This window comes from Indioceanicola profundi, assembly GCF_003568845.1.
GTDB classification, from domain to species: domain Bacteria; phylum Pseudomonadota; class Alphaproteobacteria; order Azospirillales; family Azospirillaceae; genus Indioceanicola; species Indioceanicola profundi.
Genome location: NZ_CP030127.1, coordinates 870,438 through 894,258, shown reverse-complemented (window position 1 = coordinate 894,258; position 23,821 = coordinate 870,438). Strand labels below are relative to the sequence as shown.

23 protein-coding genes are annotated in these 23,821 nt (G+C 65.3%); 13 read left to right on the top strand and 10 right to left on the bottom strand.

Annotated elements, in window-relative coordinates:
• Positions 1-114: 114 nt before the first annotated feature.
• From DOL89_RS20145 to DOL89_RS20115, 7 genes are all read right to left on the bottom strand, one after another.
• Positions 115-1,359 (bottom strand): PepSY-associated TM helix domain-containing protein, encoded by a 1,245-nt coding sequence (locus DOL89_RS20145; RefSeq protein WP_119681134.1) that lies wholly within the window; start codon positions 1,357-1,359, stop codon positions 115-117.
• 12 nt (positions 1,360-1,371) lie between these two features.
• Positions 1,372-3,417, bottom strand: a complete 2,046-nt coding sequence (locus tag DOL89_RS20140) for a TonB-dependent receptor (protein ID WP_119681133.1) — start codon at positions 3,415-3,417, stop codon at positions 1,372-1,374.
• A 163-nt stretch (positions 3,418-3,580) separates the two neighbouring features.
• Complete coding sequence (locus DOL89_RS20135) at positions 3,581-4,012, bottom strand: hypothetical protein (protein ID WP_119681132.1); 432 nt, start codon at positions 4,010-4,012, stop codon at positions 3,581-3,583.
• Between the two features lie 124 nt (positions 4,013-4,136).
• Entirely contained in the window at positions 4,137-4,310 is a 174-nt protein-coding gene (locus DOL89_RS20130; RefSeq protein WP_119681131.1) for a Sec-independent protein translocase subunit TatA/TatB, read from the bottom strand.
• A 68-nt stretch (positions 4,311-4,378) separates the two neighbouring features.
• Positions 4,379-5,188 carry an SCO family protein gene (locus DOL89_RS20125; RefSeq protein ID WP_119681130.1) on the bottom strand — a complete coding sequence of 270 codons (810 nt, stop codon included), beginning with the start codon at positions 5,186-5,188 and terminating at the stop codon, positions 4,379-4,381.
• 42 nt (positions 5,189-5,230) lie between these two features.
• A complete protein-coding gene (locus DOL89_RS20120; RefSeq protein WP_119681129.1) occupies positions 5,231-6,280 on the bottom strand; it encodes a multicopper oxidase domain-containing protein in 1,050 nt (349 codons plus the stop codon).
• 33 nt (positions 6,281-6,313) lie between these two features.
• A complete protein-coding gene (locus DOL89_RS20115; protein ID WP_162937722.1) occupies positions 6,314-7,504 on the bottom strand; it encodes a cupredoxin domain-containing protein in 1,191 nt (396 codons plus the stop codon).
• Positions 7,505-8,024: 520 nt separating this feature from the next.
• On the opposite strand from DOL89_RS20115, the gene DOL89_RS20110 reads away from it, so the two are divergent.
• The 9 genes from DOL89_RS20110 (at position 8,025) to DOL89_RS20070 (ending at position 14,225) form a co-directional block, all read left to right on the top strand.
• A protein-coding gene (locus DOL89_RS20110) for an IS5 family transposase (protein ID WP_119678677.1) occupies positions 8,025-8,853 on the top strand; the annotation gives its coding sequence in 2 pieces (ribosomal slippage) (positions 8,025-8,393 and positions 8,395-8,853; 828 coding nt in all).
• Positions 8,854-9,413: 560 nt separating this feature from the next.
• Positions 9,414-9,731, top strand: a complete 318-nt coding sequence (locus DOL89_RS20105) for an anti-sigma factor family protein (RefSeq protein WP_162937721.1) — start codon at positions 9,414-9,416, stop codon at positions 9,729-9,731.
• A gap of 601 nt (positions 9,732-10,332) precedes the next feature.
• Positions 10,333-10,767 carry a type II secretion system major pseudopilin GspG gene (gspG, locus tag DOL89_RS20100; protein WP_119681382.1) on the top strand — a complete coding sequence of 145 codons (435 nt, stop codon included), beginning with the start codon at positions 10,333-10,335 and terminating at the stop codon, positions 10,765-10,767.
• A gap of 10 nt (positions 10,768-10,777) precedes the next feature.
• On the top strand, positions 10,778-11,197 hold the full coding sequence (locus tag DOL89_RS20095; protein ID WP_119681126.1) for a GspH/FimT family pseudopilin: 420 nt from the start codon (positions 10,778-10,780) through the stop codon (positions 11,195-11,197).
• A complete protein-coding gene (locus tag DOL89_RS20090; RefSeq protein WP_119681125.1) occupies positions 11,187-11,606 on the top strand; it encodes a type II secretion system protein in 420 nt (139 codons plus the stop codon). The genes DOL89_RS20095 and DOL89_RS20090 overlap by 11 nt, the downstream gene beginning before the upstream one ends.
• Positions 11,603-12,151, top strand: a complete 549-nt coding sequence (locus DOL89_RS20085) for a hypothetical protein (RefSeq protein WP_119681124.1) — start codon at positions 11,603-11,605, stop codon at positions 12,149-12,151. Before DOL89_RS20090 ends, DOL89_RS20085 begins: the two co-directional genes overlap by 4 nt.
• 1 nt (position 12,152) lies before the next feature.
• Positions 12,153-13,217, top strand: coding sequence for a PilN domain-containing protein (locus tag DOL89_RS20080; protein WP_119681123.1), 1,065 nt, complete (start codon positions 12,153-12,155; stop codon positions 13,215-13,217).
• A complete protein-coding gene (gene gspM / locus DOL89_RS20075; RefSeq protein ID WP_162937720.1) occupies positions 13,204-13,764 on the top strand; it encodes a type II secretion system protein GspM in 561 nt (186 codons plus the stop codon). The genes DOL89_RS20080 and gspM overlap by 14 nt, the downstream gene beginning before the upstream one ends.
• Positions 13,761-14,225 carry a hypothetical protein gene (locus DOL89_RS20070; protein ID WP_119681121.1) on the top strand — a complete coding sequence of 155 codons (465 nt, stop codon included), beginning with the start codon at positions 13,761-13,763 and terminating at the stop codon, positions 14,223-14,225. The genes gspM and DOL89_RS20070 overlap by 4 nt, the downstream gene beginning before the upstream one ends.
• A 52-nt stretch (positions 14,226-14,277) precedes the next feature.
• Here DOL89_RS20070 and DOL89_RS25095 read toward each other — a convergent pair whose 3' ends face one another.
• Genes DOL89_RS25095 through DOL89_RS20050 form a run of 3 tightly spaced genes read right to left on the bottom strand, consistent with a single transcriptional unit; the run spans position 14,278 to position 17,784 of the window.
• On the bottom strand, positions 14,278-15,471 hold the full coding sequence (locus DOL89_RS25095; protein WP_162937719.1) for a type II secretion system F family protein: 1,194 nt from the start codon (positions 15,469-15,471) through the stop codon (positions 14,278-14,280).
• Positions 15,458-17,146, bottom strand: coding sequence for a GspE/PulE family protein (locus tag DOL89_RS20055; protein ID WP_119681120.1), 1,689 nt, complete (start codon positions 17,144-17,146; stop codon positions 15,458-15,460). Before DOL89_RS20055 ends, DOL89_RS25095 begins: the two co-directional genes overlap by 14 nt.
• On the bottom strand, positions 17,146-17,784 hold the full coding sequence (locus DOL89_RS20050) for a prepilin peptidase (RefSeq protein WP_119681119.1): 639 nt from the start codon (positions 17,782-17,784) through the stop codon (positions 17,146-17,148). Before DOL89_RS20050 ends, DOL89_RS20055 begins: the two co-directional genes overlap by 1 nt.
• Before the next feature lie 170 nt (positions 17,785-17,954).
• On the opposite strand from DOL89_RS20050, the gene DOL89_RS26075 reads away from it, so the two are divergent.
• The 4 genes from DOL89_RS26075 to DOL89_RS20030 all read left to right on the top strand — a co-directional run bounded on the left by DOL89_RS26075 (position 17,955) and on the right by DOL89_RS20030 (position 23,705).
• On the top strand, positions 17,955-19,379 hold the full coding sequence (locus DOL89_RS26075) for a secretin N-terminal domain-containing protein (protein ID WP_404813504.1): 1,425 nt from the start codon (positions 17,955-17,957) through the stop codon (positions 19,377-19,379).
• Entirely contained in the window at positions 19,295-20,263 is a 969-nt protein-coding gene (locus tag DOL89_RS20040; RefSeq protein ID WP_404813503.1) for a type II secretion system protein GspD, read from the top strand. Before DOL89_RS26075 ends, DOL89_RS20040 begins: the two co-directional genes overlap by 85 nt.
• Entirely contained in the window at positions 20,260-21,048 is a 789-nt protein-coding gene (locus tag DOL89_RS20035; RefSeq protein ID WP_119681117.1) for a type II secretion system minor pseudopilin, read from the top strand. The genes DOL89_RS20040 and DOL89_RS20035 overlap by 4 nt, the downstream gene beginning before the upstream one ends.
• A gap of 452 nt (positions 21,049-21,500) precedes the next feature.
• A complete protein-coding gene (locus DOL89_RS20030; RefSeq protein WP_205574713.1) occupies positions 21,501-23,705 on the top strand; it encodes a cytochrome-c peroxidase in 2,205 nt (734 codons plus the stop codon).
• Positions 23,706-23,821 lie beyond the last annotated feature (116 nt).

The following is a 23,821-nucleotide window of genomic DNA, read 5'->3' as shown; positions in this document are numbered from 1 at the left end:
CTGGCAATGACATTCCAAGATCCATTTGCCGGACGGGATGCGCTTGCACCGTAATCGCCCCGGCATGCCCATAGGACGATCTGCGTTGCGCTGTTCTTTCTGGCCGTTTATGGGCTAACCCGCTTGGGAAGCCTGTTCGGGGGTGACAGAAGCACGGATTTCTGGACCGCGGTGCGACTTCGGCCGGACCTCGGATGCGACGGACTTCAGGCGGGCAGTGCTGCGACCGTCCTGCTTCTGCCGCCACCGGACCAAGCCGGTCGCGAACAGCAGCACCGGCAGGATGCCGGACAGCAGGATCAGCAAACGGCCCGCTGTACCGAACGCCTCCCCGCTGTGCAGCGGGTGCATCCAGGCGAGCAGGGTATCGCCTGCACTATCATTGCGGCCGTCGCGCACATCCAGGATGTGACCGGAGGACGGATCGATCCAGACATTGGTGCGCGGGAAGCGCCGGCTCGGCTCTCCCTCCTGCCAGAGATTGATGCGGAAGGTTCCGTTGGGGCCGGCCGGAGTCTCGATCCATGCCAGCTCGGCCCCCGGGAACCGCGCCTGCGCGATGCGCATAGCCATGTCCACCGCGATCCGCTCCGCCCCAGGCACCCATTGCGACACGGCCGAGGGCGCGTGCAGGGGGGACATCCGGTCCAGAAGCGGGCGCACTGTTCCGGGCAGGCTCAGCACCACGCCCGTCAGGACAAGGACCAGCAGCACCGCCAGCCCGTACACGCCCGTTACCTTGTGGATGTCATAGATCCGTCGTTGCGGCGACGTCCTGGCCTTGACCGTCAGGCCGGACAGCCATTTCCCTCTAGCGGGCCACCAGAGATACACGCCGCTCAGCATCAGAACCAACAGGACCAGCCCCGCGATCCCCATGATGGTGGCCCCTGCCGGTCCCAGGAGCAGGCGGAAGTGCAGGTCGTAGATCCAGGTCATGGCGTAGTCGCCCCAGAAGGTGCTGCGCACCACCTCCAGCGTTTCCGGATCGACCCAGGCCATCAAGGGGCTGAAGCCGTGTCCGGCCCTCTCCGACGGCTTGTAGAAGCGTACGGGAATGGCCCCGCCGCTTTCCGTCACTTCGATGCGCCATGCGCCGATTCGCTCGGGCGCAGACTGCTGAAGAGCACGGAACACGTCCTCGTAGGAGGAAGGGCGGGCATTGGACGCCACGGCCCGTATCTCGGGGTTCAGCCAGCGGTCGATCTCGACGTAATAGACCAGAATGCTGCCGGTGATTCCGGCCAGGACGAACAAGGCGCCAGTCGACAGGCCGAGATAAAGGTGGGCCAGACGCCAGAAGCTGCGCAACCAGCGGCGCGGCGTAGCGGATTTGCCATCGACGGAACAGGGTTTCATCTCTGTCTCCCGTCAGAACCGAAGGCCAAGGGTGCCGTAGACGGCCCGCCGGTCGCCCGGCGAGTGCAGGCTCTGCGCGCCGTCCCACCAGACATATCCGTAGTAGGTGTTCGTCAGGTTCTTGACCTGGATGGATGCCTCGAGGGATTCGCTGATCCGGTACGCCGCCTCGACATGCAGCAGGACGTAGTCGCCGAACCGTCCCGCCGTATTCGTCTGCTCCAGATAGTAGCTGCTCTGCCCGTTTCCCCAGAGGGAGAGGCGCAGCAAGGGCGTGACCTGGACATCCACCCCGCCCGAGACGAGGTGCGCCGGAACATGGTCGATCCGGTTGCCGCGGGTGGCCGGGGAGGCCGGGTCCGGCTCCACGATCAGGGCGCGCTGCCACGCATAGGCAAGCCATAGCTCGACCGCCTCCCACGGGTGGAGGTTGATCTGTGCATCGATGCCCTCCCGCTTCGTACGGCCAAGATTGTCGAAATCGCCGAGCGGGTCGTTCAAGCGCCGCCGCACCTCGCCGGAGGCTGTCTGCTCCCAATAGGCCAAACGCGTTTCCACCCAGTCGCCATGGGTGAGCTTGACGCCCGCTTCCCAGCCCTCGTTGATTGACGGTTCCAGATCGGCGGTGCGCGGTGGGACCTTGTAGGCGCCCGATCCGACGCCGGTCTGGAAGGTGCGTCCCCAGTTGCCGTAGAGCACGATGCCATCGATGGGCGTGAGCGCGGCGCTCAGCTTCGGCTGCTCGATGACGCCATAGTCGTTGATCTCGTAGCGCCCACCGGTCAGACCGTCCCGGAAGGAGCCGTCGAGCACGTCGATCCTGTAGGCCGGGCCGATCTTCAGAAAGCTGACAGGTTCGATAACGGCCTGCACATAACCGCCATAGATGTCGAAATCGAAACTCTGATCGCGGGTCTGACGCGTGCGCTCCCGCTGGGCGGTGAGATAGCGCAGGCTTTCATTCTCCTGGATCTGGAAGTCTCCACCGCCCTCAATGGTCAGACCGTGCAGGAAGCTGATCGAGGGCGTGTAGTGCACGGCCGCAACGCCGCCCCAATGCCACTCGTCGGCAATCCGCTCCTGCTGGGCGACATCGGCTGAGAACTGAACCCAGCGCCGGTCCTTGAAGCGGTTCACATAGGCTTTGGCGGATGCATCCAACTCATCGGTAATGTCGGCGTCCAGATGCAGGCTGAACTGGCCGAGGTGCCGTCGCCCGCCATCCGTCTCCGAAAAGGGGTAGGAAAGCTGCGGCGTCGTTCTGGAATCCTCGAATGTCAGATAGCCCGGCTCCTCCGCTCTGTTCTGCGCGTAGCGTGCGATGGCCCCGATCCTGGTCGCGCCGCCGTTCAACGCGTAGAACCACTTGCCGGCTGCGCTAACCCGGTCGAATTCCGCATGGTCGCGGTAGCCGTTGGATTGCCGATAAGCGGACATATAGTTCTGGCTCAACCCGCCGGCCTCGGCCCCGGCGACGACCTGCGCCTCTGCAGTGCCGTAGCTGCCGCCGGTCAGGCGGGCCAGCAGATAGTCGCCGCCGGTCCTGGTGCGCATGTCGGCGCTGCCGGCGATGTTGTAGATGCCCCAGCGGGGATCGGTGGTCCCGCGGACGGTCTCGATGGATTCCAGCTCCAGCGGGAACACCATGTCGATGAACGGCATGTTGCCGTCATTGCTGTTGCTGGGAATGCCGTCGATCAGCAGCTTAACGGCATTGATCTCGCCTTCGCCGTTGAAACCGCGGAACGAAAACTTGCCGGAGGTCGTGCCCTGGTTGAAATCGGTGAGCAGGACGCCCGGCATACGGCCCAGCAGTTCCCACGCATTGTCGACACTCTGCCTTTCGATCTGGTCAGCGCCGATGGCGTCGACAGAGGTAAAGACGTTGGCGCTGGACCGGATGCGCGACCCGGTCACGATAAGCTCATCGATGATGAAGGACGCGTCGTTGGCCGATGCGGCCGTACGTGGGGGTGTTTCGGCGCGGGCCGGCGTGGTGAGGCTCAGGCCTAGAACGGCCAGTGAAGCCCGCAGGAACAGATGCGGTCGGGAAGTCATCGCAGTCTCGCACGGTGGGATACCCAGGGTGCACACAGCCCGCCGCGCGCGGCATCGTGCGCCAGCGCTGAAAGGCCGGGTGCTTGGTGGCTGTCATGGGGATCGCAGCCGAGGCAGGCGGGCGGCCGGGTGTCTGCCGGGGCAGATCCTGCCGGTGGCCGGCTCAGGCGACCGAAACTGCCGGACCGGGCGGTCCGCGGGCGAGGCAGTCCGCACTACGGGCAAGCGGGCGGCGCACATCCGTGCGGGGCGGTTTTGGAACCGGTGAGCGCGGCCAGACCACCAGCAGAAGAAGCGCATAGAGCAGAACCGGCAGCGCGGCCCCGGCCATGGTGGCAAACGGGCAGGGACCGACCGGCGCCATCTCCGCCGGTGCATGACCGGCGTCATGATGGCCGGCATGCATGTCCGGACCATGGTCATGGTCCGCGGCCACGGCGCTTTCTTGTGCGGAACCGGACTGGATGATCCTGGTGCAGAGGACCAGGGGGAACCCTCCTTCGGCCAAGCGGCCGATATCGGGCATGAAGCCTGCCGGCACCCAGGCCTGGACCATCAACGCGCAAAGCAGCAGCCAGTGGGCAGCCTTGCGCATGGTGTTTCGGGATATGGGGGGGCGGCGGTTCATGAGGCCATGAAAGGTCGAAGGGCGGGGCCTGTCCAGCGGCATTCGGTACTATACGAACTATAGGAGGGCCTGAGAACGTTCAGGTCCGCCCTCAGGACTGCTTCACATTGTCGGCGGCCGCTTCTTCGCCGCCATTGAGTTCCCGCTTAAAGCCGCGCACGCCCTTGGCGAGATCGGCTGCGACCTGCGGAAGCTTGCCCGCACCGAAGAGCAGCATGAAAACCAGAAGAACCAATACGATCTGCCAGATGCCGATATTGCCCATTTCCATTCCCCAGTGCGGAAGGTTCGGGGCGGAGCGCGCCAGACGGGAGCCTCCGCCCAAATCGACTGTTAATGCTGCGCCGTATTGGCTGCCGTCACCTTGGGCACCGGCATGATGCCGTTCGCCAGATCAGTCAGCTTCTGCGCCAACTCTTCGGGCGAGATGGTGGGGTAGACATAGTCGACCACATTCCCTTCCGCGGAGAGCAGGTAGTAGTGCGACGTATGCCGCCAGCCCGGCTCGTCCGCGCTCTTCCACATGACATGCGGCATCATTTCCCGGTGGACCTTGAACTTGGCCGACACTTCATGGACCTGGGCGCGGGTGCCGGTCAGCCCGACCAGCTTGGGATGCGATTTGGCCATGAAGCGGGCCAGATCTTCCCGCGTCTCGTATTTCTGGTCGAAGCTGACGAAAAGGGCGTTGATCGCCTCTCCCTTGTCCGGCATGGCATCCAGGGCCGCGCCCATCAGCTGCACGCTGAAGGGGCAGATATCGTCGCACTTCGCATATCCGAAGAAGATCACGCTGGGTTTGCCCTTGAAGCTGTCCAGCGTCACCGGCTGCCCCTTGTGCGTGACCAGTGAGAAGTCGCCGCCAAGGCTCGACGGTTCCGGCCAATGCCCATGGCTGTAGCCCGTTTCCGGCTCGATCCTGGTGACCTTGGCTCCGCCGTTCTTGACGGTGATCCCCTGACGCTCCAGCTCTTCACGGGCCGCGCTGCGGTGTTCCCGTTCTTCATGACCGTGGGCGGTTGTTCCGGCAGCTTCAACCTGCTCGGAGGCTGATCCCCAACCGGGGATCAGCCCTTGCGGCAATGCTGCAGCCCCGACAAGCCCGAGCGCACAAACAGCGGCAACCGACAGCGCGACCTTCATCTCTTCCTCCTCTTCGGTTTTCGTCCCGTCCTGCCGGGCGGGTCAGGTGCCCAGCACCCGGGTTGTGACCGTGCCCTGGACCCGGTTGTAGTCGCACCAGTGCAGGAACTCGGTCTTCACGTCACACGACCTGCCGGCCGCGGGCGCGTCCAGGAAGACGGAATACCGTTGGGCGGTGCTCAGGTTCAGCGTTCTGGTCCAGAACGGCTTGGAGAAGTTCCCCCTGAGGGGATTGGTGCGGAAAACGCGGCCGTCCTCTTCAGCGACCAGAACATCCTTCGGGAAAGTGATCCGCAGCTCGCTGTAGGATGCATTGACGATGCGCAACAGCACAGGGCTGCCGGCCTTGGCCTTTACTAGCGTGCGGGAGTCGGTGAGCGTCTTGTTGCTCGGCACGCCGCTGCACAGGAAATACTTCGGCTCGAACCGGTCCATGCCGATGTCTTCGCCGCAGATGCCGGCATCGTGGTCGTACAAGTGCCAGCGGGGGTCGACATCGTCAAAGCACCAGATGCCCTCGGCGTCATATGCCGGATAGCGGGCAGGGATGGTGGCGTCGCCAAGTTTGTCGCCCTCCTCCGGATCGTAAAGCTTCTTGGTCTTGGACTTCGGGTCCACGATCAGTATGCCGTACATGCCCATTTCGAAGTGCAGCACGGTGTTCTTGTGGCAGTGATAGAAATAGGTGCCCGCCGTAGAAGCCTGCCACTGATAGGTATATTCGCTCTTCACCTCGAAGGAGGTGTGGCCGACGCCATCATTCATCGGGGTCGGTTCGATCCCGTGCCAATGGATGGTATGGGTGCCCTTGGACGGCTTCATGTTGCAATGAACGATGTCGCCGACATTCACGCGGATGATCTTGGACGGCCAGGGGCTGTCGCTGCCGCTGACGTTCGGGTCCTTGAACCCCCAGAACGGCACGCTCTTGCCATCCGCCATGGTGACGTTCCAGCTGGATACCTGGCGGAAGAACCTCTTGGTCGGCGTCAGCTTGTCGGGCGTGGACGGGCTGGCGGCATAGACATGGCAGCCGAACTCGTCGAATGCCGCCGGATCGTGCGCAGGATGCGAGATGATGATGTCGGTCATGATTGTCCTCGTTGGCGCGGTCTGTTGCGCGGATCAGCCCTTGTACGGACCCGTGATCACCCAATCGGTGACCAGCCCCATCGGGTAGGAGCCGCCGCCGGAGGTTTGGGAAATCTCATTGTGGCAGTGCATGGGAAACGAGTAGGGGAACTTCTCCTGCGCGTTGGGCGGCCGTTTGGACAGCGGAATATCCGGCGGCATCTTGAACGGCAGCAGAAGTTCAGCGATCTCGCCCGGCGGCATGGTCCAGGTATCGATCTCGCGGATATTGTCGTGCAGCCTCAATTCGCCTTTGGCTGAGCGGCGGCTGAACTCGTAGACATGGTTGCCGTGAATATGGGGGGAATGCCAGGCAAGGCCAGCATTCGCGGTCCGGAGGATCAGCGGCTGACCGATGGTTCCTGTCGGCACGCAGTCATGGTCGTGGGCGGCATCATAGCCGCTATTGCCGTTCAGCGTGAAATAGCGGGGCTTGAAGTCGGTGGCTTCGCCGGCGCTCACGACCTGACCCTGTTCGAACCGGTCGCACCAGCGCGGATCGACGGAATTGAAAATCCATTCCCGTTCGCGATCGGACTTGGCCTTCCAGCCATTTCCCGGAAACACGCTGCCTTCAAGGCCAAGCGTCTCGAACAGGCTTGTCACCGCCTGCGGCGCGACGCTGGTCGGGTAAGGGATGTTGCCGTTGCCGACCGTAATGTTCTCCTTGGGTTCGACGACACAGAAGCCGTGCAGGCCCATGACCCGGCCGATCGGAGCGTTGAGGGCGTCCTGGTACAGGAAGGCCCCGCAATCCTTGGCCAGGACCAGGATGGACTTCCTGCTATTGTCGCTGTCGTCCTTGCCCTCCAGTTCGACATGAACTGCCAGCCCATCGGGCGAGACCATGCCGGGAATGGTGAAGGAATGCCGCGACGTGGACCGGTTCCTGATCTCGAACAGGTAGGTCTTGCCCTGCTCAAGGCGCAGCACCGGACCGGGGATTGTCGGGGCATCGTCATGCAGGCCGAACGCCCACATGAACACCCGCTTGCCATCGATCAGCTCAAGCTTGACGTCGTCGATGTCGAGACGGATCTCGGGCCCTTCGAAATCGTCCAGGATGTCCTCCAGGACGTCATCGTCGCCTGCGAAACCCTGGCGCAGACCCAGCGGCGATACAGCGGCGCCAGCCGCCACCGCCCCTGACAGCAGACCGCGCTTAAGAAAACTACGCCGTTTCATGAAAGAGCCCCCTCTGCCTGGGCCGCCAACGCGGCCCGTTCAAGCTGCTTGTCAGGACAGCTCGGCAGACGGGTGCACACGTCAAATGATTGCGCATGGTGCCGCGGGGAGCGCAATGGAGTCCGTGGGATTACATCCGAGGCGACGGCGTACATCCCAGCCCGGCATGTAAAACTCGGAATCCATGCTGGAAGAAGGAGCTGCCCCTTCCAGTATTCCCGTCTAAGGGGTCGGGCGCACTGGACGTGAGCGGTAAGCCGAATGGAAAGGAAGAAGAAGCTCGGTGCGTCCTCGTCCTCTTGCATGTCAGGACAGTTCGGCACATGGCAAAGAAGCCTGGACTTGATACAGGCCGCCACACAGTTGCGCAGCACATTCCCCGGGATGTGCCAGTATAACCAACGACGTCAGAGCCCGGTAGGCAATCGCCACCAGTTTCCTCAGCTAAGAGCCTATTCCAGTAGGGAGCTTGCCGTATCTGGGCTGTTGGACTTTTGCTCTTCAACGGGTGGAGGTCACGATGGGGAGATTGGTCCAGGACGATGGCTGGCGGTTGCCGGATGAGCTCTGGTGGCGCATGGAGCCGCTGCTGCCGGAGCGTCCAGCGCATCCGCTGGGCTGCCATAATCCGCGGGTTCCAGATCGCGCCGCGATGGACGCGATCTTCTTTGTCCTGCGCACGGGTAGTCAGTGGCAGGCGCTCAAAGCCACCGGCATCTGTTCGCCATCTTCCGCCTACCGCCGTTTTCGCGAATGGACCGAGGCCGGTGTGTTCGAGGCCTTCTGGCGTGAGGGGCTGCTGGCCTATGACGGCCTGGTCGGGATTGATTGGAGTTGGATGTCGGCAGACGGAGCAATGACCAAGGCACCGTTGGGCGGGGAAAAAAGTCGGCCCCAACCCGACCGACCGCTCCAAGCTGGGCACCAAGCGGTCCCTGCTGACCGATGGACGCGGCCTCCCCCTCGGCCTCGCGGTCGCTGGCGCCAACGTGATCGACTTCAAGCTGCTGGAGCAGACGCTTGAGGCTGTTGTCGTGCCGCGGCCTGAGCCCACCCCAGCGCATCCTCAGCATCTCTGCCTCGATAAGGGCTACGACTATGACGGGCCGCGGCAGCTTGGGTATGATTACAGGCTCACGACCCACATCCGCCGCAGGGGTGAGGATCGCACGGCAACGCCCGCCCACCCGCACCAACCCCGCCGCTGGATGATCGAGCGGGCACATTCCTGGCTGAACCGATACCGCCGCATCCTCGTCCGATGGGAAAAGCGCGCCGACACCTATGAAGCCATGCTCCACTTCGTCTGCGCCATCACCGTCTGGGAGTTCGTCTGCCTACTGAAATAGGTTCTAAGCCTGCATCCCGGGCCAGCCATGGCCAAGTGTCTTGAAAGGGCTCGGGGAAGCGGGTCGGCTGTCGCAGCCGGAACGGACGCGGATGCAGCTCGTTCCGGCTTCGACCGTAGATATGCGGCTTATTCGAAGTGATGACGCCATACCTGCAAGCGACCACTTGGCACTGGTGTCGGCGAACAGCCCCGTGCATACGACCACCCGGCCTCCGGAATGCAGAGGGCGAGCACGCAAAAGGAAATCTCGCAAAATACGCTGAAATATACGTCAGATATAATCGTTGATCAGGCCGCAGAAGGGATTAGATTTCCGCAGTTCACGATGGAAAGGCGGTCCCATTGCTTCGAAGGGCGGCTCGTCAACCCGACAGCGTGAGTGTCTTCGGCTTTCCGGCTGACAGCGGAATGCCGCGCGTCGCAGCAGCCCCGGCGCGGCTCATGGTGCCTGATATCATTGAATTAACGCGGGAAATCGTCGCATTGCCTCTGGTCGGCCGAAATGCGACAGGTCTCGACTTCCTCGTAGACGCCTGACCTTGGCGTGGTGGGACGAGCATGAGAAAACTTACCGACGACTTGCTGGCGGCCTACGAAGACGGTGAACTGAGCGAAGAAGATAGAGCATTCGTGGATGCCGAGCTTCAGCGCGATCCGGAAGCACAGGCGCGGCTTGAGGCCTTCCGCAGCGTGTCGGTGCTCGTGCGCGCGGCCCATGCCGATGGAGCGGGTACAAGGACGGAGCTTGCGCCGCCGGAACAGGAGCCGCAGCCACGGTGCGGCGGCCCCGTCAGGCGGATATCGGGAACGCTGGCCATCGCGGTCATCATCCTTGTCCTGGCAATCGCTGCGGCTCTCTATTTTTCCATGGCATAGGGGGGGGCGGGCGTATATGCCGCCCGCTGAACTTTCCAGCCAAAGCCACCAGCTCGTGGCGTTGTGCCCCGCATTCCTGACCGTCCGCCTACGGCGGCAATCTCCGAACCTGTCTTGTTCAGGCCAGGCGCGCCCCTGCACCCCGGTTGCCGGGCGGGCTACCTCTCCAGATACATGGGCCGCTTAAAAAGAAAGACCGGCGCTGATCGTCTCTTCATTAGCAGGGCAGGCGTCTGCCGAGGTGGATATGTGGAGGGCTGAATGAGCCAAGTCACATGTCCGATATCGTCGGGCTTCGTCTGGTCTGCATGTGACATGATGAAGAATACCGGCTCTCGGGAGGCGCATTTCGGTGCGCGGTCGCATAATGGAAACGCGCTATTTTAAAGTAATCGCCGGAATGGCGGCCAGCGATCTCCGCCGCCGCGGACGCCAGTATCGGAAAGCGTCTGCCATCACCTTCCCGCTGCCGAGGTCACGCCAGTCCGGCAAGCAGCCGCACCATCTTTCGCATCCGTCGCCGATCTTCACATCCCATGGCGCTGCCAACGAGCAATGCGGGGGAGGCGCGCTGCCGCGACGCTCCCCGGAGGAGGAGACAATGAACCGTCGGAACCAGAAGCAGGCGAAAGGCCGTCCGGGCTTCACGCTGTTGGAAGCTCTGGTCTGTCTGGTCATCCTTGGCCTGATCTACGCCGTGACCTCGCCCACGCTGGGCAAGATGCTGGGTGGAGCGAAATCCGATGCGGCCAGCCTCCAGGTCCAGAATCTGGCATCCACGCTGGAACTCTACCGGCTGGATGTCGGCAGCTTCCCAAACCAGTCCGAGGGACTGCGCGCACTCGTGGAGCGGCCTCAGGATGCGGTGCGCTGGAACGGTCCCTATATCCGCAAGGCGGAAAACCTGGTCGATCCGTGGGGTCGCCCCTACCAGTACCGCTACCCCGGCGCCACGCAGGAAGTCGAAGTCTTCAGTCTCGGCGCCGACAATGCCGCTGGCGGCGAAGGTGAAGCGCGCGACGTGACGAGCTGGTAGGGGAACTGGAATGAACCGCCCCGGCTTCAGCCTGCTCGAGGCCCTGGTCACAGTGTCGATCCTGGGCCTGACGGCCATGGCCATCCCCAACATGAAGGGCTGGGTCGAGGCTGCCCAGCGGCAGATGACGACGCGCGCCATCGTTTCCGGCCTCACACTGGCCCGGCAGACGGCAACGGCCCAGCGCCAGCCCGTCGAGGTCTTCTTCGACCTGCACGGGCGCACCTGGTGGACGGAGCCGGCTCTTGCCAAAGGAGAATTGCCGGGCGGACCGCTGGACGTCCTCGGCATCTGTGCGCCGGGCCGGCCGGCGCTGATCCGGTTCGATGCCGATGGCGGATCGTCCGGCGGGCGGCTCACCCTGGGCGAAGGCGATGGGGCGTCTCGCATCGCCATCGATTTCGTGACGGGTCGCGTCGATGTGGAATAGGCATCATCCCGCGCGCCGCCCGGGTTTCATCCTGCTGGAAAGCCTAGTGGCTCTGGCAATCCTGGGCATCTCGTTGGGCGTTCTTCTGCCGCGCGTCTCCCTGGCAAGCCGGGTATCGGCGCAGGCCCCCCGGACGGAGGCGGCGGTACTGGCCGCCGAAGCCGCTCTTGCGACCGTGGAGCGGCAGTTTCCGCCCGAGGCATTCGACCGTGCAGTCACCACTCTGGACGGCGAAACCGCGGACGGCCGCCCCTGGCGGTTGGAAATCTGCTGCGCGCGGCCCCGCCCGCGCGGCGTTCCGGCCCGACTGGTGGACCTTACCGTCCAGGTCGCGGAAAGCCCTGAACCGGGTGCGCGCTTTGTCCAGATCAAGACCCGCCGGGTCATCCTGGAAGAGGTGACGCCATGAAGCGGCGGCCGGGCCTGTCGCTGCTGGAAGCCATGATCGCCCTGACCCTGTTCGGGATGATTTGGATGGGCGGACAGCATGCGCTCGCCCTTGTCCGCAAGGCGGCGGAAGCGCCGGGAGACCGCGGGGACGGCTTCGTCCTGGCGCGCCAGCTTCAGGACTGGCTCAGCGCGGCGCAGCCGGTGCGGTCGCGCCGGCGGGACAATGCGCCCCTGCTGTTCCAGGGAGAGGCCGGCCGGATCGCGTTCGTCACCGATCTTCCGGCGCGCTTCGGACAGGCCGGCCCGCATCTGGTGAACCTAAAGCCGGACCGTGACGGCATCGTCATGAGTTGGGCCCCGTTGCGGACCAACGCGGTTGAGCCCAAGACACACCTGATTGCACCAGCCCCGGCCGGGCTGAGGTTGCGCTATCGTGAAACGCCGACGGGGCCTTGGCTGTCCGAGTGGCAGACCCCGACGCAGCTGCCGGTCATCGTGGAACTTCGTCTCGGTCCCGAGGACGAGCCCTGGACCATCACCGCACGCCTTCGGGCAGGGGGCTGACATGGACAAGACTTTGACTGCACAGGGCGCGCTGGATGGGTTACGTCAGGGCTTTTCCTGGTGGGTGGGGGAGCTGGCCGCCTGTGTGCCGGCCCGGCTCAAGCGGCTTGCCCGCGCACGACGCGCGGAACTGCGTCTGACGCGGGAGCGCATCTCCCTTCGTCGGGATGGGCGCGCGGTAACAGGCGCGGAGTGGGCGCGGTCGCAGATCGCGGTGCAGGATATGGCGCCCTTCCTGCGGAACGCGTCCCTTCAGATCCGTGTGGAGGAGGGCGCTTTTCTGGTCCAGCGCCTTTCGCTGCCCGCCAGCGTCCAGGCTTCCCTTCAGACGGCGCTGGCGTTCGAGGTGGACCGGCGGACACCGTTCCGTGCTGCCGACGTTCTGATCGGTTACCGCTTGCTTCCGCGGCAGGACGGGGCGCGTACCCTGACGGTGGACATGGTCTGCCTGCCGAAGCGGGTGATCGCGCCGGTCCTCGATGCGATCACGGCCGCTGGTGCGCGGGCGGCCAGTCTCCAGGCGGAACTGGATGGCGAGCAAGTCGATCTGCCGCTGGCGGCCGGACCGACCATTCCCCCCCGGACCAAGCGCCTGCATGCCGCAGGCTGGGCCGGAGCAGCGGCCGCGCTTGCCATCGCTGTGATCGTCCCGGTCCAGCGGGTCGAACGTCTGGCGGAGGAGATGGAGGCGCAGTTGGCACAGCTCCGCGTCACTGCAGGTCGCACCGCCCAGATGGAGGAGAGGCTGCAGGCCGACGCCGCGCTGCAGAGCACGGTCCAGGAATTCCGCGCCCGCGTGACGGCCCTGGCCGCCCTGGCCGAACTCACGCGCGTGGTGGAGGACGCCACCCATGTTACCAGCCTGCGCTTCACCACCGGAAGCGTTGAAGTGCAGGCCGAGGGCGGCTCTGCCGCAGTCGTAGCGCGGGACATCGAAGACTCCCCGCTCTTCGCCGCTACAGCGCTGCGCGGACCTGTGGTTCCCGCTCCCGATGGCGGCGACCAGTTCGGGTTGGTGGCGCAGATCGAAGCCCAGACCAGCAAGGTGGCCCATGGCAATCGCTGACCTGTCCCCGCCGATCCGGCGGGCTCTGGCCCTGTCCATTCTGTTCATCCTGGTCGCGGGCTTCTGCCAATGGCTGGTGGCCCCGCTGGTCCTCCGCTGGCAGGAGGGGTGGGACCGGGTCGCCGCCGCGGCGGAATGGCAGCACCGGCTGGAAGCCTCTGCGGCCCGGGCCCCGGAGATCGAGGCCGCCCTGAAGGCGCGCGGCCGTGTCGCCGGTACCCTCCAGGCGACAGGCGAGGCTCTGGCCGCGGCGGAATTACAGTCGTTGGCCCAGGCCGTGGCGGCAGGGGCTGGCGCCCAGGTGCTGAGCCTTGAGCCGCTCTCGGCGAAGAAGAACGGCGATGTGCTGACCGTCCGGACGCGGCTGCGTGCTAATCTTGATGAGCCGAACCTGCCGGACTTCCTGGCAGCGTTCGCCAAACATGATCCGGTCCTGTCCATCGCCCAGATCAGCATTGGCACTTCGGCCCAGGCCGCAGAAGACGGGATCGTCCCCCTTCTCCTCCAGGCCGAGATCGAGGCCGTCGCAGTGGAGGCCGCACGATGAAACGCCACATCCTTCCCGTCTCCGCCCTTGTCGCCGGCGCAGCCTTGGCCTGGACGGCGCTGGCGTGGCAGCCGACGCCGCCTCCGGCCGGCCCGCTCACCGGCGCGGAGAACGGGCAGCTTGCCGCCGCGAAGGCAGGTCCCCTTCCGGTGGTCGCCGTGGAGCCCCATGTCGTCACGATGACGGAGCGCCCGATCTTTTCCCCCGGACGCCGCCCGCCAGAGGGGGACGTGGAGATCGCGTTGGGCGATACCGGCCAGCCCGGCGTGCCGAGAGTGCAGGGCGTCGCCTTGTCCGGCGGGATCGCTATCGTGGTGGTGAGCGACGAGGATGGTCGGCAGAAGAGTGTCCGCCAGGGTGACGATATCGCTGGCTGGACGGTCGAAACGATCCGCCCGGACTTCGTGTCCTTCGGCAGCGATGGCGCCACGGTCGATGTGCCGGTGGTGATCCGGAAGTAAATAGCCGCCGGCCAGCAGGGCCGCCCATATCGGGGCGGTCCCGCTGTTTTGCTTATTGGGCGATGGTGTTGACGCTCATGATGGCCAGCACCACCGAAGCAACGGTCAGCGCGATCAGGCCGCCCAGCAGCAGCGTTACCGCCGGCCCAAGGATCGCGAGCAACCGTTTGGTCCCGCTCTCCGACCGTTCCTCCAGTATATCGGCCGCGCGGGCTAGGGAGGTGGGCAGGCTGCCGCCGGACTCGCCGACACGGGCCAGGTCGGAGACAACCTTCGGGAAGGCTCCGGTGGCCGCCAGACTGTCACCCATCCGCTCGCCCCGGACGACCCCGTCCTGAACCCGCGACACGGCATCGCGCATCACGCTGTTGCTGAGGCCGCCTTGCGCCAGCTCCAGCGCCTTCTCCAGTACCAGCCCGCCTGCCAGCAGGCCGGAGATCATGCGGGCGAATTGTGAAGCCTGTGCCGCCCGCACCAGCGGCCCGATGATGGGCAGCCGGAGCAGAGTCTCGTCAACCCAGCGACGGCCGGCCGGGCTGCCCATGGCAAGCCTGATCCCAAGGACGGTCAAAGCCAGGACGATCAGCGCGATCATTCCGTATTCGCGGACCGCGCGGCTCACCGCCAGGACGACCAGCGTTACCCAGGGCAGGCGGCCCTCCGCCCCGGCGAACAGCGGCTCCAACTGGGGGATCACGATCGTGAACAGCACCCCGATGCTGATCCCGGCGGTCGTCAGCAGGATGATGGGATAGGTGAGGCTGGACTTTAGCGAGCGCACCGTCTCGGCTTGCCGGCCGGCAAGCCGTCCCGCCACCTCAAGAACGCCCGCCAGATCGCCCGTTTCCTCGCCGGCAGCCACCAATCCGACCAGATAGCCGGGCGCCAGGTCCGGCCGCTCCGCCAGGGCTTCGGACAGGCGCTGGCCGGCGCGGACGCGGGCGGCTAACGTCGGCAGGATCTTGCCAGCCGGGCCGAGATCCGCCGCCTCCGCCAGAGCGATCAGGGCGTCGTCGATGCGCATGCCCGCCCGCAGCAGCGATGCCAGATCCTGACACAGCCGGGCCACGATGATGGCGGAAGCGCCGCGCCCGCCCGCGCGGGGCACCTGCCGTTCGGATACACGTAGCGGCACGCCCCCGCGGGCCTGGAGCCGCCGGGCCACGTCCTGGCTGTCTGTCCCGGCCAGCATGCCGACGGCGCGGCGTCCGTCCTGCTCGACGACCTCGTACTCAAACAGCGGCATCGTCGGCCTCGATGGCAACGACGCGGAGCACCTCCTCCGGCGTGGTGGTGCCTTGCAGAGCCTTACGCATGCCATCCTCCATCATGCTCACCATGCCGGCCTCGCGGGCTACGGCTGCGATGTGCCCGGCATCCAAGCGGGCGACCATCGCCTTCCGGATTTCGGGCGAGATGGGAAGGAACTCGGCGATGGCGGTCTGGCCTTTCCAGCCGCTCCCGCCGCATTGCGGGCAGCCGCCCGGCGCTTTCAGCCCGCCGGAACCCAAGGACAGGTGGGCGAGGTTCAGGCTCTCCAGCAGCGACATTCCGGCAGGATGCGGTTTGGCGCAGTGGGGGCACAGGGTCCGGATCAGGCGCTGGGCAAGGATGCCGTTCAGGGAAGAGGCCAAAACGTAGGTATCGATGTTCATGGCGCCAAGGCGGGCCAGCGCGCTTGCCGCATCGTTGGTGTGCAGGGTGCTGAGCACCCGGTGTCCTGTCAGCGAAGCTTCCGTAGCCACCACGGCCGTTTCCCGGTCGCGCAACTCGCCCACCAGCACGATGTCCGGGTTCTGCCGCAGCAGGGAACGGAAGGTGCTGGCAAAGGTCAGGCCGATGGCGGGCTTTACCTGCGTCTGGTTGATGCGCGGCAATTGCCGCTCGATCGGGTCCTCGATGGTGAAAACCTTCAGGGTCGGGTTCTCGATGGTCAGCAGGGTGGAATAGAGCGTCGTGGTCTTCCCGTGCCCGGTCGGGGCGGTCACCAACAGGATGCCATTGGGCCGGGTCGCCGCGGCCAGCCAGGCCTCCCGGATGGTCGGCGTGAACCCCAGCTTCTCCAGATCCAGCTCCACCGCGGAGGGGTCGTGGACGCGCAGCACCACGCTTTCACCATGCAGGGTGGGCACGGTGGAGACGCGGATATCCACTGTCCGCCCGCTGGCCGTCGCATCGAACCGCCCGTCCTGCGGAAGACGCCGCTCGGCGATGTCAAGCCCGGCCAGGATTTTAAGGCGGGAGACCACCGGCGCCAGGGAGTCGCCCGGCGGCGGTTCCCCGTCCACCAATAGGCCGTCGACCCGCAGCCGCAAGGCGGGGCCGTGACCCATCGCTTCCAGATGGATGTCGGTGGCGCGGCGCTGCACCGCGTCCTGAATCATACGACTGACGTAGCGGACCACCGGTGCCTCGCTTGCCAGATCGCGCAGTCGCTTCACATCGTCACCGGCAGCGGCCTGGGCTGTGATGGTCACCCTTTGCGCGAACCGCGCGATGTTCCGCTGCAACTCCGACAGGGAGGCCACCCGCGGTTCCACCGGACAATCGAAGAAGAGGGACAAGGCTTCAAGCACGGCCGTGTCGGTGGGATCGGCCGTGGCGACCACGATGCGTCCGGTCTCTATCCGGAGCGGAAGGACCTTGGCGCTTTCCAGCCAGCGGAGGCTGGCATCGCCGGGCAATTCCGCCGGCCATTCCTCCGGCGTCACCGGAGGCACGCCCGTGACGGCGGAAATCGCGGCAACCAGTTCCGCCTCCGGCACGATGCCGAGCGATGTCAGGGCGTGGAACAGTGGCATGCCCGCCTCGGCGCTCGCCATTCGCGCCCGCGACAGGTCGGCGTCCTTGAGAAGACCGGCGGTGGCGAGGTGTTCGACCAGCCGCTCCGTCGCCAGTGTCCGGTCCATGACGTCCAGCATCAGATGCCACCACTCAGTTTCAGCACATAGGCCAGCCAAGCCGCCAAGGCGATGGCCGGGCCGAAGGGAATTCTGGTCTGGAGCGAAGCCCCGCTGGCAGCGGCCATCACGCCGAGGGCGCACATGCCGACCAGTCCGGACGTGACCATGACGACCGGCAGCAGGTCGGGCCCGACCCAGGCTCCGGCGGCAGCCAGAAGCACGGCATCACCGCTGCCGATTGCCTCTACCCCGCGGGCCATTCTGATGCCGCGGCTGACCAGCCAGACGGCCAGGAACCCGGCGAGAGCCGCAGCCGCATGCAGGGCGAGTACGGCCATGCCGTCCAGGGCCGCCATGACGAGACCGGCTGCCGCGACCGGCAGGGCCATCCCGTCGGAGATCACCATCGCTCGCAGATCAAGGGCCGAGACGGCGAGCAACGCCCACCCCAGTCCGGCGACCGCCATGCTTGGCCAGGGCGGGAAACCGGCGGCAATGAAGCCGATCAGGGCGCCGGCCGCAACCATGCAGAGCCGGAAGCAGGAAGTGCCGACGCGGCCAAGTGATTGATCCTGCTGCGTAAGAGCCCACGCGCCGATCACATGTCCGATGACCAGTCCAGGTATGATTAAGTAAGCGAACTGAACAATGCTCATCGTCGCATTACCACATTATAGCGCGATACGTCGGCGCTCACTGTTCGTATTCTATGAAAAAGCAAAACGTAAAGCTCCTATGCGAAAGTCTTAGGACGGTGCGGGGAAGTCCAGGACGCGCAAAAGGAGAAAAACTAATCCATTCGATTTGTTCTGCGGGGAGCCCTACCTTGTTCAAGTCAAGTGTCGCGTCTGTCGCCGCGCTCGCCATGCTTGCCGCCGCAGGCTGTACGCCGCGCCCGACCAGCGTCGAAGAGCGCATGGCGGGCCTACTGGTCCGAAAGCCGTCCGAAGGTCAGGTCCGGCCAAGAAGCAGCAGCCCAACGGCGGAACCAACCGCCCTTGGCGACAGGGTCCAGCGCGAAACCTACATCGAGCGCGGCGGCCTGCGGATACGGTCGGGAGGCGAGGCGCCGCCGGTGGGGAACGGCGCGGCCGATGGCGTCCAGCTCAACTTTCCGAACACCGATGTGCGTGAGTTCGCAGGGGCGGTGCTCGGCGGCATCCTCGGTCTGAACTACGCGGTGGACAGCCGTATCGAGGGAACGGTCACACTGGAGACGCAGGGACAGATTCCACGTGATCAGGTGCTTCCGCTGGTGGAGCAGGTGCTGCTGATGCACGGGGCGGCACTGGTTCCCATCCCGGGCGGCTATCAGGTGGTTCCGTCCGATCGGACGGTGGATTTCCCCGTGAGCCTTGATGCGGGCGCCGGAATCGGGGTCCAGATCGTTCCTCTCCAGAACCTCTCGGCCGAAACGGCGGCGCAGCTCCTCGGGCCGTTCGCCCAGGGCGGGACGAGCCTGGTGAGTGAACCCAGACTGAATGCACTCCTGATCGCCGGGCCGGGCAGCCGCACGGAGGCGCTTGCCAAACTGCTCCGGTCCATGGATGTGGACCGCCTCAGGGGGCTGTCGATCGCTCTGCATCCTCTGCGCTATGCCGCACCCGATGCTCTCGTCGCCGAACTGTCGCAGATCTTCGATGTCGGAGAAGAGGGGACGGTGCGTCTGGTTCCGTTGCAGCGGCTCGGGGCCGTCGCGATCGTAACGCGGGATGCCGGCCAGCTCGACCGTGTGCTGGAATGGACACGCCGCCTGGACCAGGAGGGGGGAGGCGACCAGCCCGAACTGTTCGTCTACCGGGCACAGAATGTCCGCGCCGCCGACTTGGCTGGCGCCCTTGGCCAGATCTACGGGTCCGGGGCAGGATCGCCTCAGAACGGCCAGATTTCACCGGGCGACACGGCGCGGCGGACGCGCGTCTCCACCTCGGGCTTCGGCTCGCAGGCCGGGGAAGGGGGGCCGGCATTGGCGGCCAACCGGCTGGCGGCAGCACGACGGCTGGCGGCGGAATGGAGGGGCTCGCCGGGCAGACGGGAACTGCGGAGGGAACGGGACTTGCGGGCGGGGGCGGTCCGCTCGCCTCCGCCGGGACGGATCTGTTCGCCGGCGGCGATGCTCCGGTCTCCGCCTTCGGCGCGGCGCAGACCGGCACGCTGCCCGGAAACATGCGGATCATCGCCGATGAGGGGCGCAACGCTGTCGTCGTCTATGCCACGCGCCAACAGTACCGGAACATCGAGCGGGCGCTGACCCAACTCGACCAGATTCCTCTACAGGTCATGATCGAGGCGACCATCGCCGAAGTCACGCTGGAGGACGAGCTGGCCTACGGGCTGCAATGGTTCTTCCAGAGCGGCAACTTCCAGGCGGTTCTCAGCCAGACGGCCGGCACCAACATCGTTCCCGCCCTGCCGGGCTCCGCGGCAATTTTCAACGGCGGCGATGCCCGCGCTGTGCTCAGCGCGCTGTCCAGCATCACCGAGGTGCGGGTGATCTCCTCGCCGCAGGTGCTGGCGCTGACCAATCAGATGGCCTCGCTCCAGGTGGGCGACAGCGTTCCGATTCCGGTTCAGCAGGCTGTCAATTTGGAGAACCCCGACGGCGTAATCGTCAACTCCATCGAGTTCATTGAAACCGGCGTGACGCTCGAAGTCGTGCCCAGGGTCAATGATGGCGGCATGGTGATGCTGGACATCGTCCAGAATGTGTCGGAAGCCGGCGTGACGCTGACATCCGGGATCGATGCGCCCACCATCTCGCAACGGCGCATCGCCAGCAGCGTCGCCGTCCGTAGCGGTCAGACCATCGGTCTGGGCGGTTTGATCCGGGACCGCACGTCGCGCAGCAGGGAAGGCGTACCGATCCTGTCGAGCCTGCCGGCGATTGGCGCGCTGTTCAGCACTCGAAGGACCGACAGCCGCCGTACGGAGTTGCTTGTGCTTCTCACGCCGCGGGTCATCGCAACGGATGAGGATGCGCGGCTGATGACCGACGAGCTGCGGATGAAGATGCTCTCGATGCAGCCGCCGGGCGGGTTGCCGCTGCCGGCCGCTCCAGTCATCGAGGTGGTGCCGGAGTCCGCGGTGCCGGCGCTGGATGACCACGCCGAGACACCGGACGGGGCCGCTTCGTGAAACGTCCGGGCTTCGCCCTGCCGTCGGTACTCTGGCTGATTGTCGCGATCGGCGTCTTCGCCACGCTCATCATGGTCCGGTCCCGCGTGGACATGGGCAGGATCGACGTGGCGGAGGCGACAGCCAGGGTCCGCGGGGCGGTGGACGGAGCGATCGAGGAAGCCGCCTTTCAACTCCTCGACGCGGAGGTCCGTGTGGAGATGCCGCCCGATACGGTCTATGAAACCGAGGTGGCGGGAATCCTGGTCATGGTCTCCATCGCCGACGTGGACGGGCTCGTTGACCTGAACGGCGCGCCGCACGACCTCCTGCTGATCGCAGGACAGGCGGCAGGCCTGCCAAGCGACCTGGTGCCGGTTCTTGCCAGCCGGATCGTGGATTTCCGTGACACCGACAGCTTCACCACGCCGAATGGCGCGGAAGACCCCGACTATGCCGCAGCGGGTCTGGCCGCGCAGGCGAAGGATGCCCCGTTTGATTCGGTGAGCGAGCTTCAGCAGGTGCTCGGCGTGGACGAGGCGGTCTACCGCGCGATGCGGCCCCTGATCACGATCTTTTCAGGGCGGGCATTGACCGATCCGCAGAAGTCGCCGGAACAGCTGCGGCAGGCCATGGGCGCACAGGCTGCGATGGCGACATGGAATGGGCAATCTCGCCAGCAGCTCTACCGGATCGGAGCCAGCGCCAGCCTGCGCGGCATCTCTTTCAGGCGCGAGGCGACGGTGCGCATCTCGCGTAACCGCACGCAACCGCTTGTCTGGCTGGATTGGACAATTCTGCCGTAGTGCGGGCGCTTCGCCCGGTGCTGCGGCACTGGGCGGAACATGCGCGGCCCTGCCCGATACGCCCGCGTGGCGTCAAAGAGTGCACGAACCCACCAGACCATCCCGACAGAAGGAAGACGAACCGGTCCGGCGGTTCTTTTCGATCCCTGCGAGTTACCTCATCCAGAGCGCCAGGGGCGCTTCTGCGCCGGGCCGCCCTGCGAACAAGGTGCTGTACTGCCGGCCGGTGCGGGATGCAAACTCCCACTTGCATGCCCGGCCCCCCGGACCATCCCGACAAATGGTCCAAACTGCCGCTCAGGCGGGTAGGGGCGAGGGTATACATGATGAACCGGAGGCCTTGCGCCTTCCGGAAGGTCCGTAAAACGTCAGCGACTGACGCAGGCGGACCTGATCGGCATGCATTCCCACGGCACCGCTCAGCCTTGGCGCTAAGCCAGGAATGCCCTCCCGTGTTGAAGCAATTTTCAAGCCGTGTGCCCAGAGCCGCCAGGGGATTGGTCGTCTCCGCCGCCATCGCTCTCGCCTTTCCGGCGCCGGGCATCGCTCAGTCGGTGCCGGACAGCCCTGAACCGGAGCATGAGGAGGTTGAGGACGAGGTCGGAGACGTCGATGAAGATCCGGAGGAGATTGAGGACGTCGAGGATACGGATCCGGACGATCTGGAGCAGGATGTAGACGAACCCCAGGATCGTCCGCTGGAATCCCTGAAGGGAAAGGCTCCGCCTTTGCCTGAGCTGACCGGCATCATCAGGAACAAGGACTGGGCGAAGGCTGCCGGCAAGGCCCTGTTCTGGGATCAGCAGGTCGGCAGTGACACGGTTGCCTGCGCCAGTTGCCATTTCCGCGCCGGCGCCGACCCACGCATCACGAACCAGCTCAATCCCGGCCTTGCGGCCGGCGACACGACCTTCGGCGGAAGCGGTGGAGGCGGGCTGACTGCCTCAGGCCAGGTTGCCGGCCCGAACATCACGCTGGTGCCGGAGGACTTTCCATTCCGCAAGCTCCAGAACCCGAAGAACGCGAAGAGCAAGGTGCTGTACGACACCAACGACGTCGCGGCCTCGCAGGGCACCTTCGCGGGCGACTATATCGGCACGCTGGAGCGGCCCAAGCAGCAGCCTCGGGCGACCAACACGGACAGGTGCAAGGTCTCGGCCCATCCCGTCTTCAATGTCGGCGGGAACGGTGTCCGCAAGGTTGAGCCCCGCAATTCGCCGTCCGTCATCAATTCGGTGTTCTACCACCGCAACTTCTGGGATGGCCGCGCCAACAACCTGTTCAGCGGCGCCGGGGTCTTCGGCCGCCGCGACATCAAGAAGGACCCCGCCGCGCGTGCGGTGGTCCAGAAAGCCGATGGCAGCCTGGTCCTGCAGGCCCTGCGGTTGGAGGATGCCAGCACGGCGTCGCAGGCAGTGGGACCGCTCCTCAGCGACTTCGAAATGTCCTGTACGAGCCGGATTTTCGCCGATATCGGCCGCAAGCTGCTGGCCCAGCCGGCGCTGAAGCTTCAGACGGTGGACGTGACCGACAGCCTGCTTGGTCGCGTCGGCCCGCTCGGCGAACTCGTGGCCCCATCCAAGATGGGCCTCAAGCACACCTATGAAGACATGATCAAGAAGGCCTTTGCCAAGCGTTTCTGGTCGGCGACGGGCCGGTACAAGATCGTGAATGCCGGCGACGGCACGGCCACGCTGGTGCCCGATCCCAACGGCTATACCCAGATGGAGCTGAACTTCCCGCTGTTCTTCGGCCTGACGGTGATGCTGTACGAGGCGATGCTGGTATCCGATGACAGTCCGTTCGATCGCGGGGAACTGAACGCCCAGCAGCAGCGCGGCAAGGAAGTCTTCGAGGGCAAGGGCAAGTGCATCTCCTGCCATGACGGCGCGGTTTTCTCAAAGGCGGCTTCCCTTAACAAGCCCGGTAGCCAGCCCAAGCTGGTGGAGCGCATGCTCAATGCCGATGGTCAGGTGACCCTTTATGACAACGGCTTCTACAACATCGGCGTCCGGCCCACTCAGGAAGATCTGGGTGTCGGTGGCATGGATGCGTACGGCTCTCCGCTGTCCTTCGCCCGGCAGTGGGTGCAGCGTCCGAAGGTGGATTCCTTCATCGTCGATCCCTGCGGGTTCGAGGTGCAGTTCCCTGGACAGGCCGAGGCCGGCTGCGGCCCCGATGTACGGCCCCCCCGGACCAATCTGAAGAAGGAGCGCCTGGCCGTGGACGGCGCGTTCAAGACGCCGACCTTGCGGAACATCGCGCTGACGCCGCCCTACTTCCACAATGGCGGTCAGGCCACGTTGGAGCAGGTGGTGGAGTTCTATAATCGCGGCGGCGACTTCGACAATCCGGAGAAAGCCCCCGACATCACCCCGCTGGGCCTCACACAGAGGGAACAGGCCGATCTGGTTGCCTTCATGAAGGCACTGACGGATGAGCGGGTGCGGTGTTCAAGAGCGCCCTTCGACCATCCGGAACTGCTGCTCCCCGACGGGCACAAGCCCAATACGGTCAAGAAGGACGGCAGGCTTGCGGACCGGCTGCGTATCCTGAAGGCCACGGGTGAGGCCGGGTACCCGTCGAACAAGTGCCCTTCCAATACCGGCAACCTTTTCGACATGGCCCGCAACATCAACGGGATGCCGGCCAAGTAGCCGACTGGAAATCGGCCGGGCGGAGGATCATCCGCCCGGCCGATTCCGGCGGTAATGTCGGAACGACGACTGACCGCGCAGAAACAGCACAGCGGCCCCGATCCACATCGGGTCCG

Bases quoted from the DNA above. Each gene is read 5' to 3' on its own strand.
- DOL89_RS20145 (WP_119681134.1), bottom strand. From the start codon at position 1,359: ATGAAACCCTGTTCCGTCGATGGCAAATCCGCTACGCCGCGCCGCTGG.
- DOL89_RS20140 (WP_119681133.1), bottom strand. From the start codon at position 3,417: ATGACTTCCCGACCGCATCTGTTCCTGCGGGCTTCACTGGCCGTTCTA.
- DOL89_RS20135 (WP_119681132.1), bottom strand. From the start codon at position 4,012: ATGCGCAAGGCTGCCCACTGGCTGCTGCTTTGCGCGTTGATGGTCCAG.
- DOL89_RS20130 (WP_119681131.1), bottom strand. From the start codon at position 4,310: ATGGGCAATATCGGCATCTGGCAGATCGTATTGGTTCTTCTGGTTTTC.
- DOL89_RS20125 (WP_119681130.1), bottom strand. From the start codon at position 5,188: ATGAAGGTCGCGCTGTCGGTTGCCGCTGTTTGTGCGCTCGGGCTTGTC.
- DOL89_RS20120 (WP_119681129.1), bottom strand. From the start codon at position 6,280: ATGACCGACATCATCATCTCGCATCCTGCGCACGATCCGGCGGCATTC.
- DOL89_RS20115 (WP_162937722.1), bottom strand. From the start codon at position 7,504: ATGAAACGGCGTAGTTTTCTTAAGCGCGGTCTGCTGTCAGGGGCGGTG.
- DOL89_RS20105 (WP_162937721.1), top strand. From the start codon at position 9,414: ATGAGAAAACTTACCGACGACTTGCTGGCGGCCTACGAAGACGGTGAA.
- gspG (WP_119681382.1), top strand. From the start codon at position 10,333: ATGAACCGTCGGAACCAGAAGCAGGCGAAAGGCCGTCCGGGCTTCACG.
- DOL89_RS20095 (WP_119681126.1), top strand. From the start codon at position 10,778: ATGAACCGCCCCGGCTTCAGCCTGCTCGAGGCCCTGGTCACAGTGTCG.
- DOL89_RS20090 (WP_119681125.1), top strand. From the start codon at position 11,187: ATGTGGAATAGGCATCATCCCGCGCGCCGCCCGGGTTTCATCCTGCTG.
- DOL89_RS20085 (WP_119681124.1), top strand. From the start codon at position 11,603: ATGAAGCGGCGGCCGGGCCTGTCGCTGCTGGAAGCCATGATCGCCCTG.
- DOL89_RS20080 (WP_119681123.1), top strand. From the start codon at position 12,153: ATGGACAAGACTTTGACTGCACAGGGCGCGCTGGATGGGTTACGTCAG.
- gspM (WP_162937720.1), top strand. From the start codon at position 13,204: ATGGCAATCGCTGACCTGTCCCCGCCGATCCGGCGGGCTCTGGCCCTG.
- DOL89_RS20070 (WP_119681121.1), top strand. From the start codon at position 13,761: ATGAAACGCCACATCCTTCCCGTCTCCGCCCTTGTCGCCGGCGCAGCC.
- DOL89_RS25095 (WP_162937719.1), bottom strand. From the start codon at position 15,471: ATGCCGCTGTTTGAGTACGAGGTCGTCGAGCAGGACGGACGCCGCGCC.
- DOL89_RS20055 (WP_119681120.1), bottom strand. From the start codon at position 17,146: ATGCTGGACGTCATGGACCGGACACTGGCGACGGAGCGGCTGGTCGAA.
- DOL89_RS20050 (WP_119681119.1), bottom strand. From the start codon at position 17,784: ATGAGCATTGTTCAGTTCGCTTACTTAATCATACCTGGACTGGTCATC.
- DOL89_RS20040 (WP_404813503.1), top strand. From the start codon at position 19,295: ATGCGGATCATCGCCGATGAGGGGCGCAACGCTGTCGTCGTCTATGCC.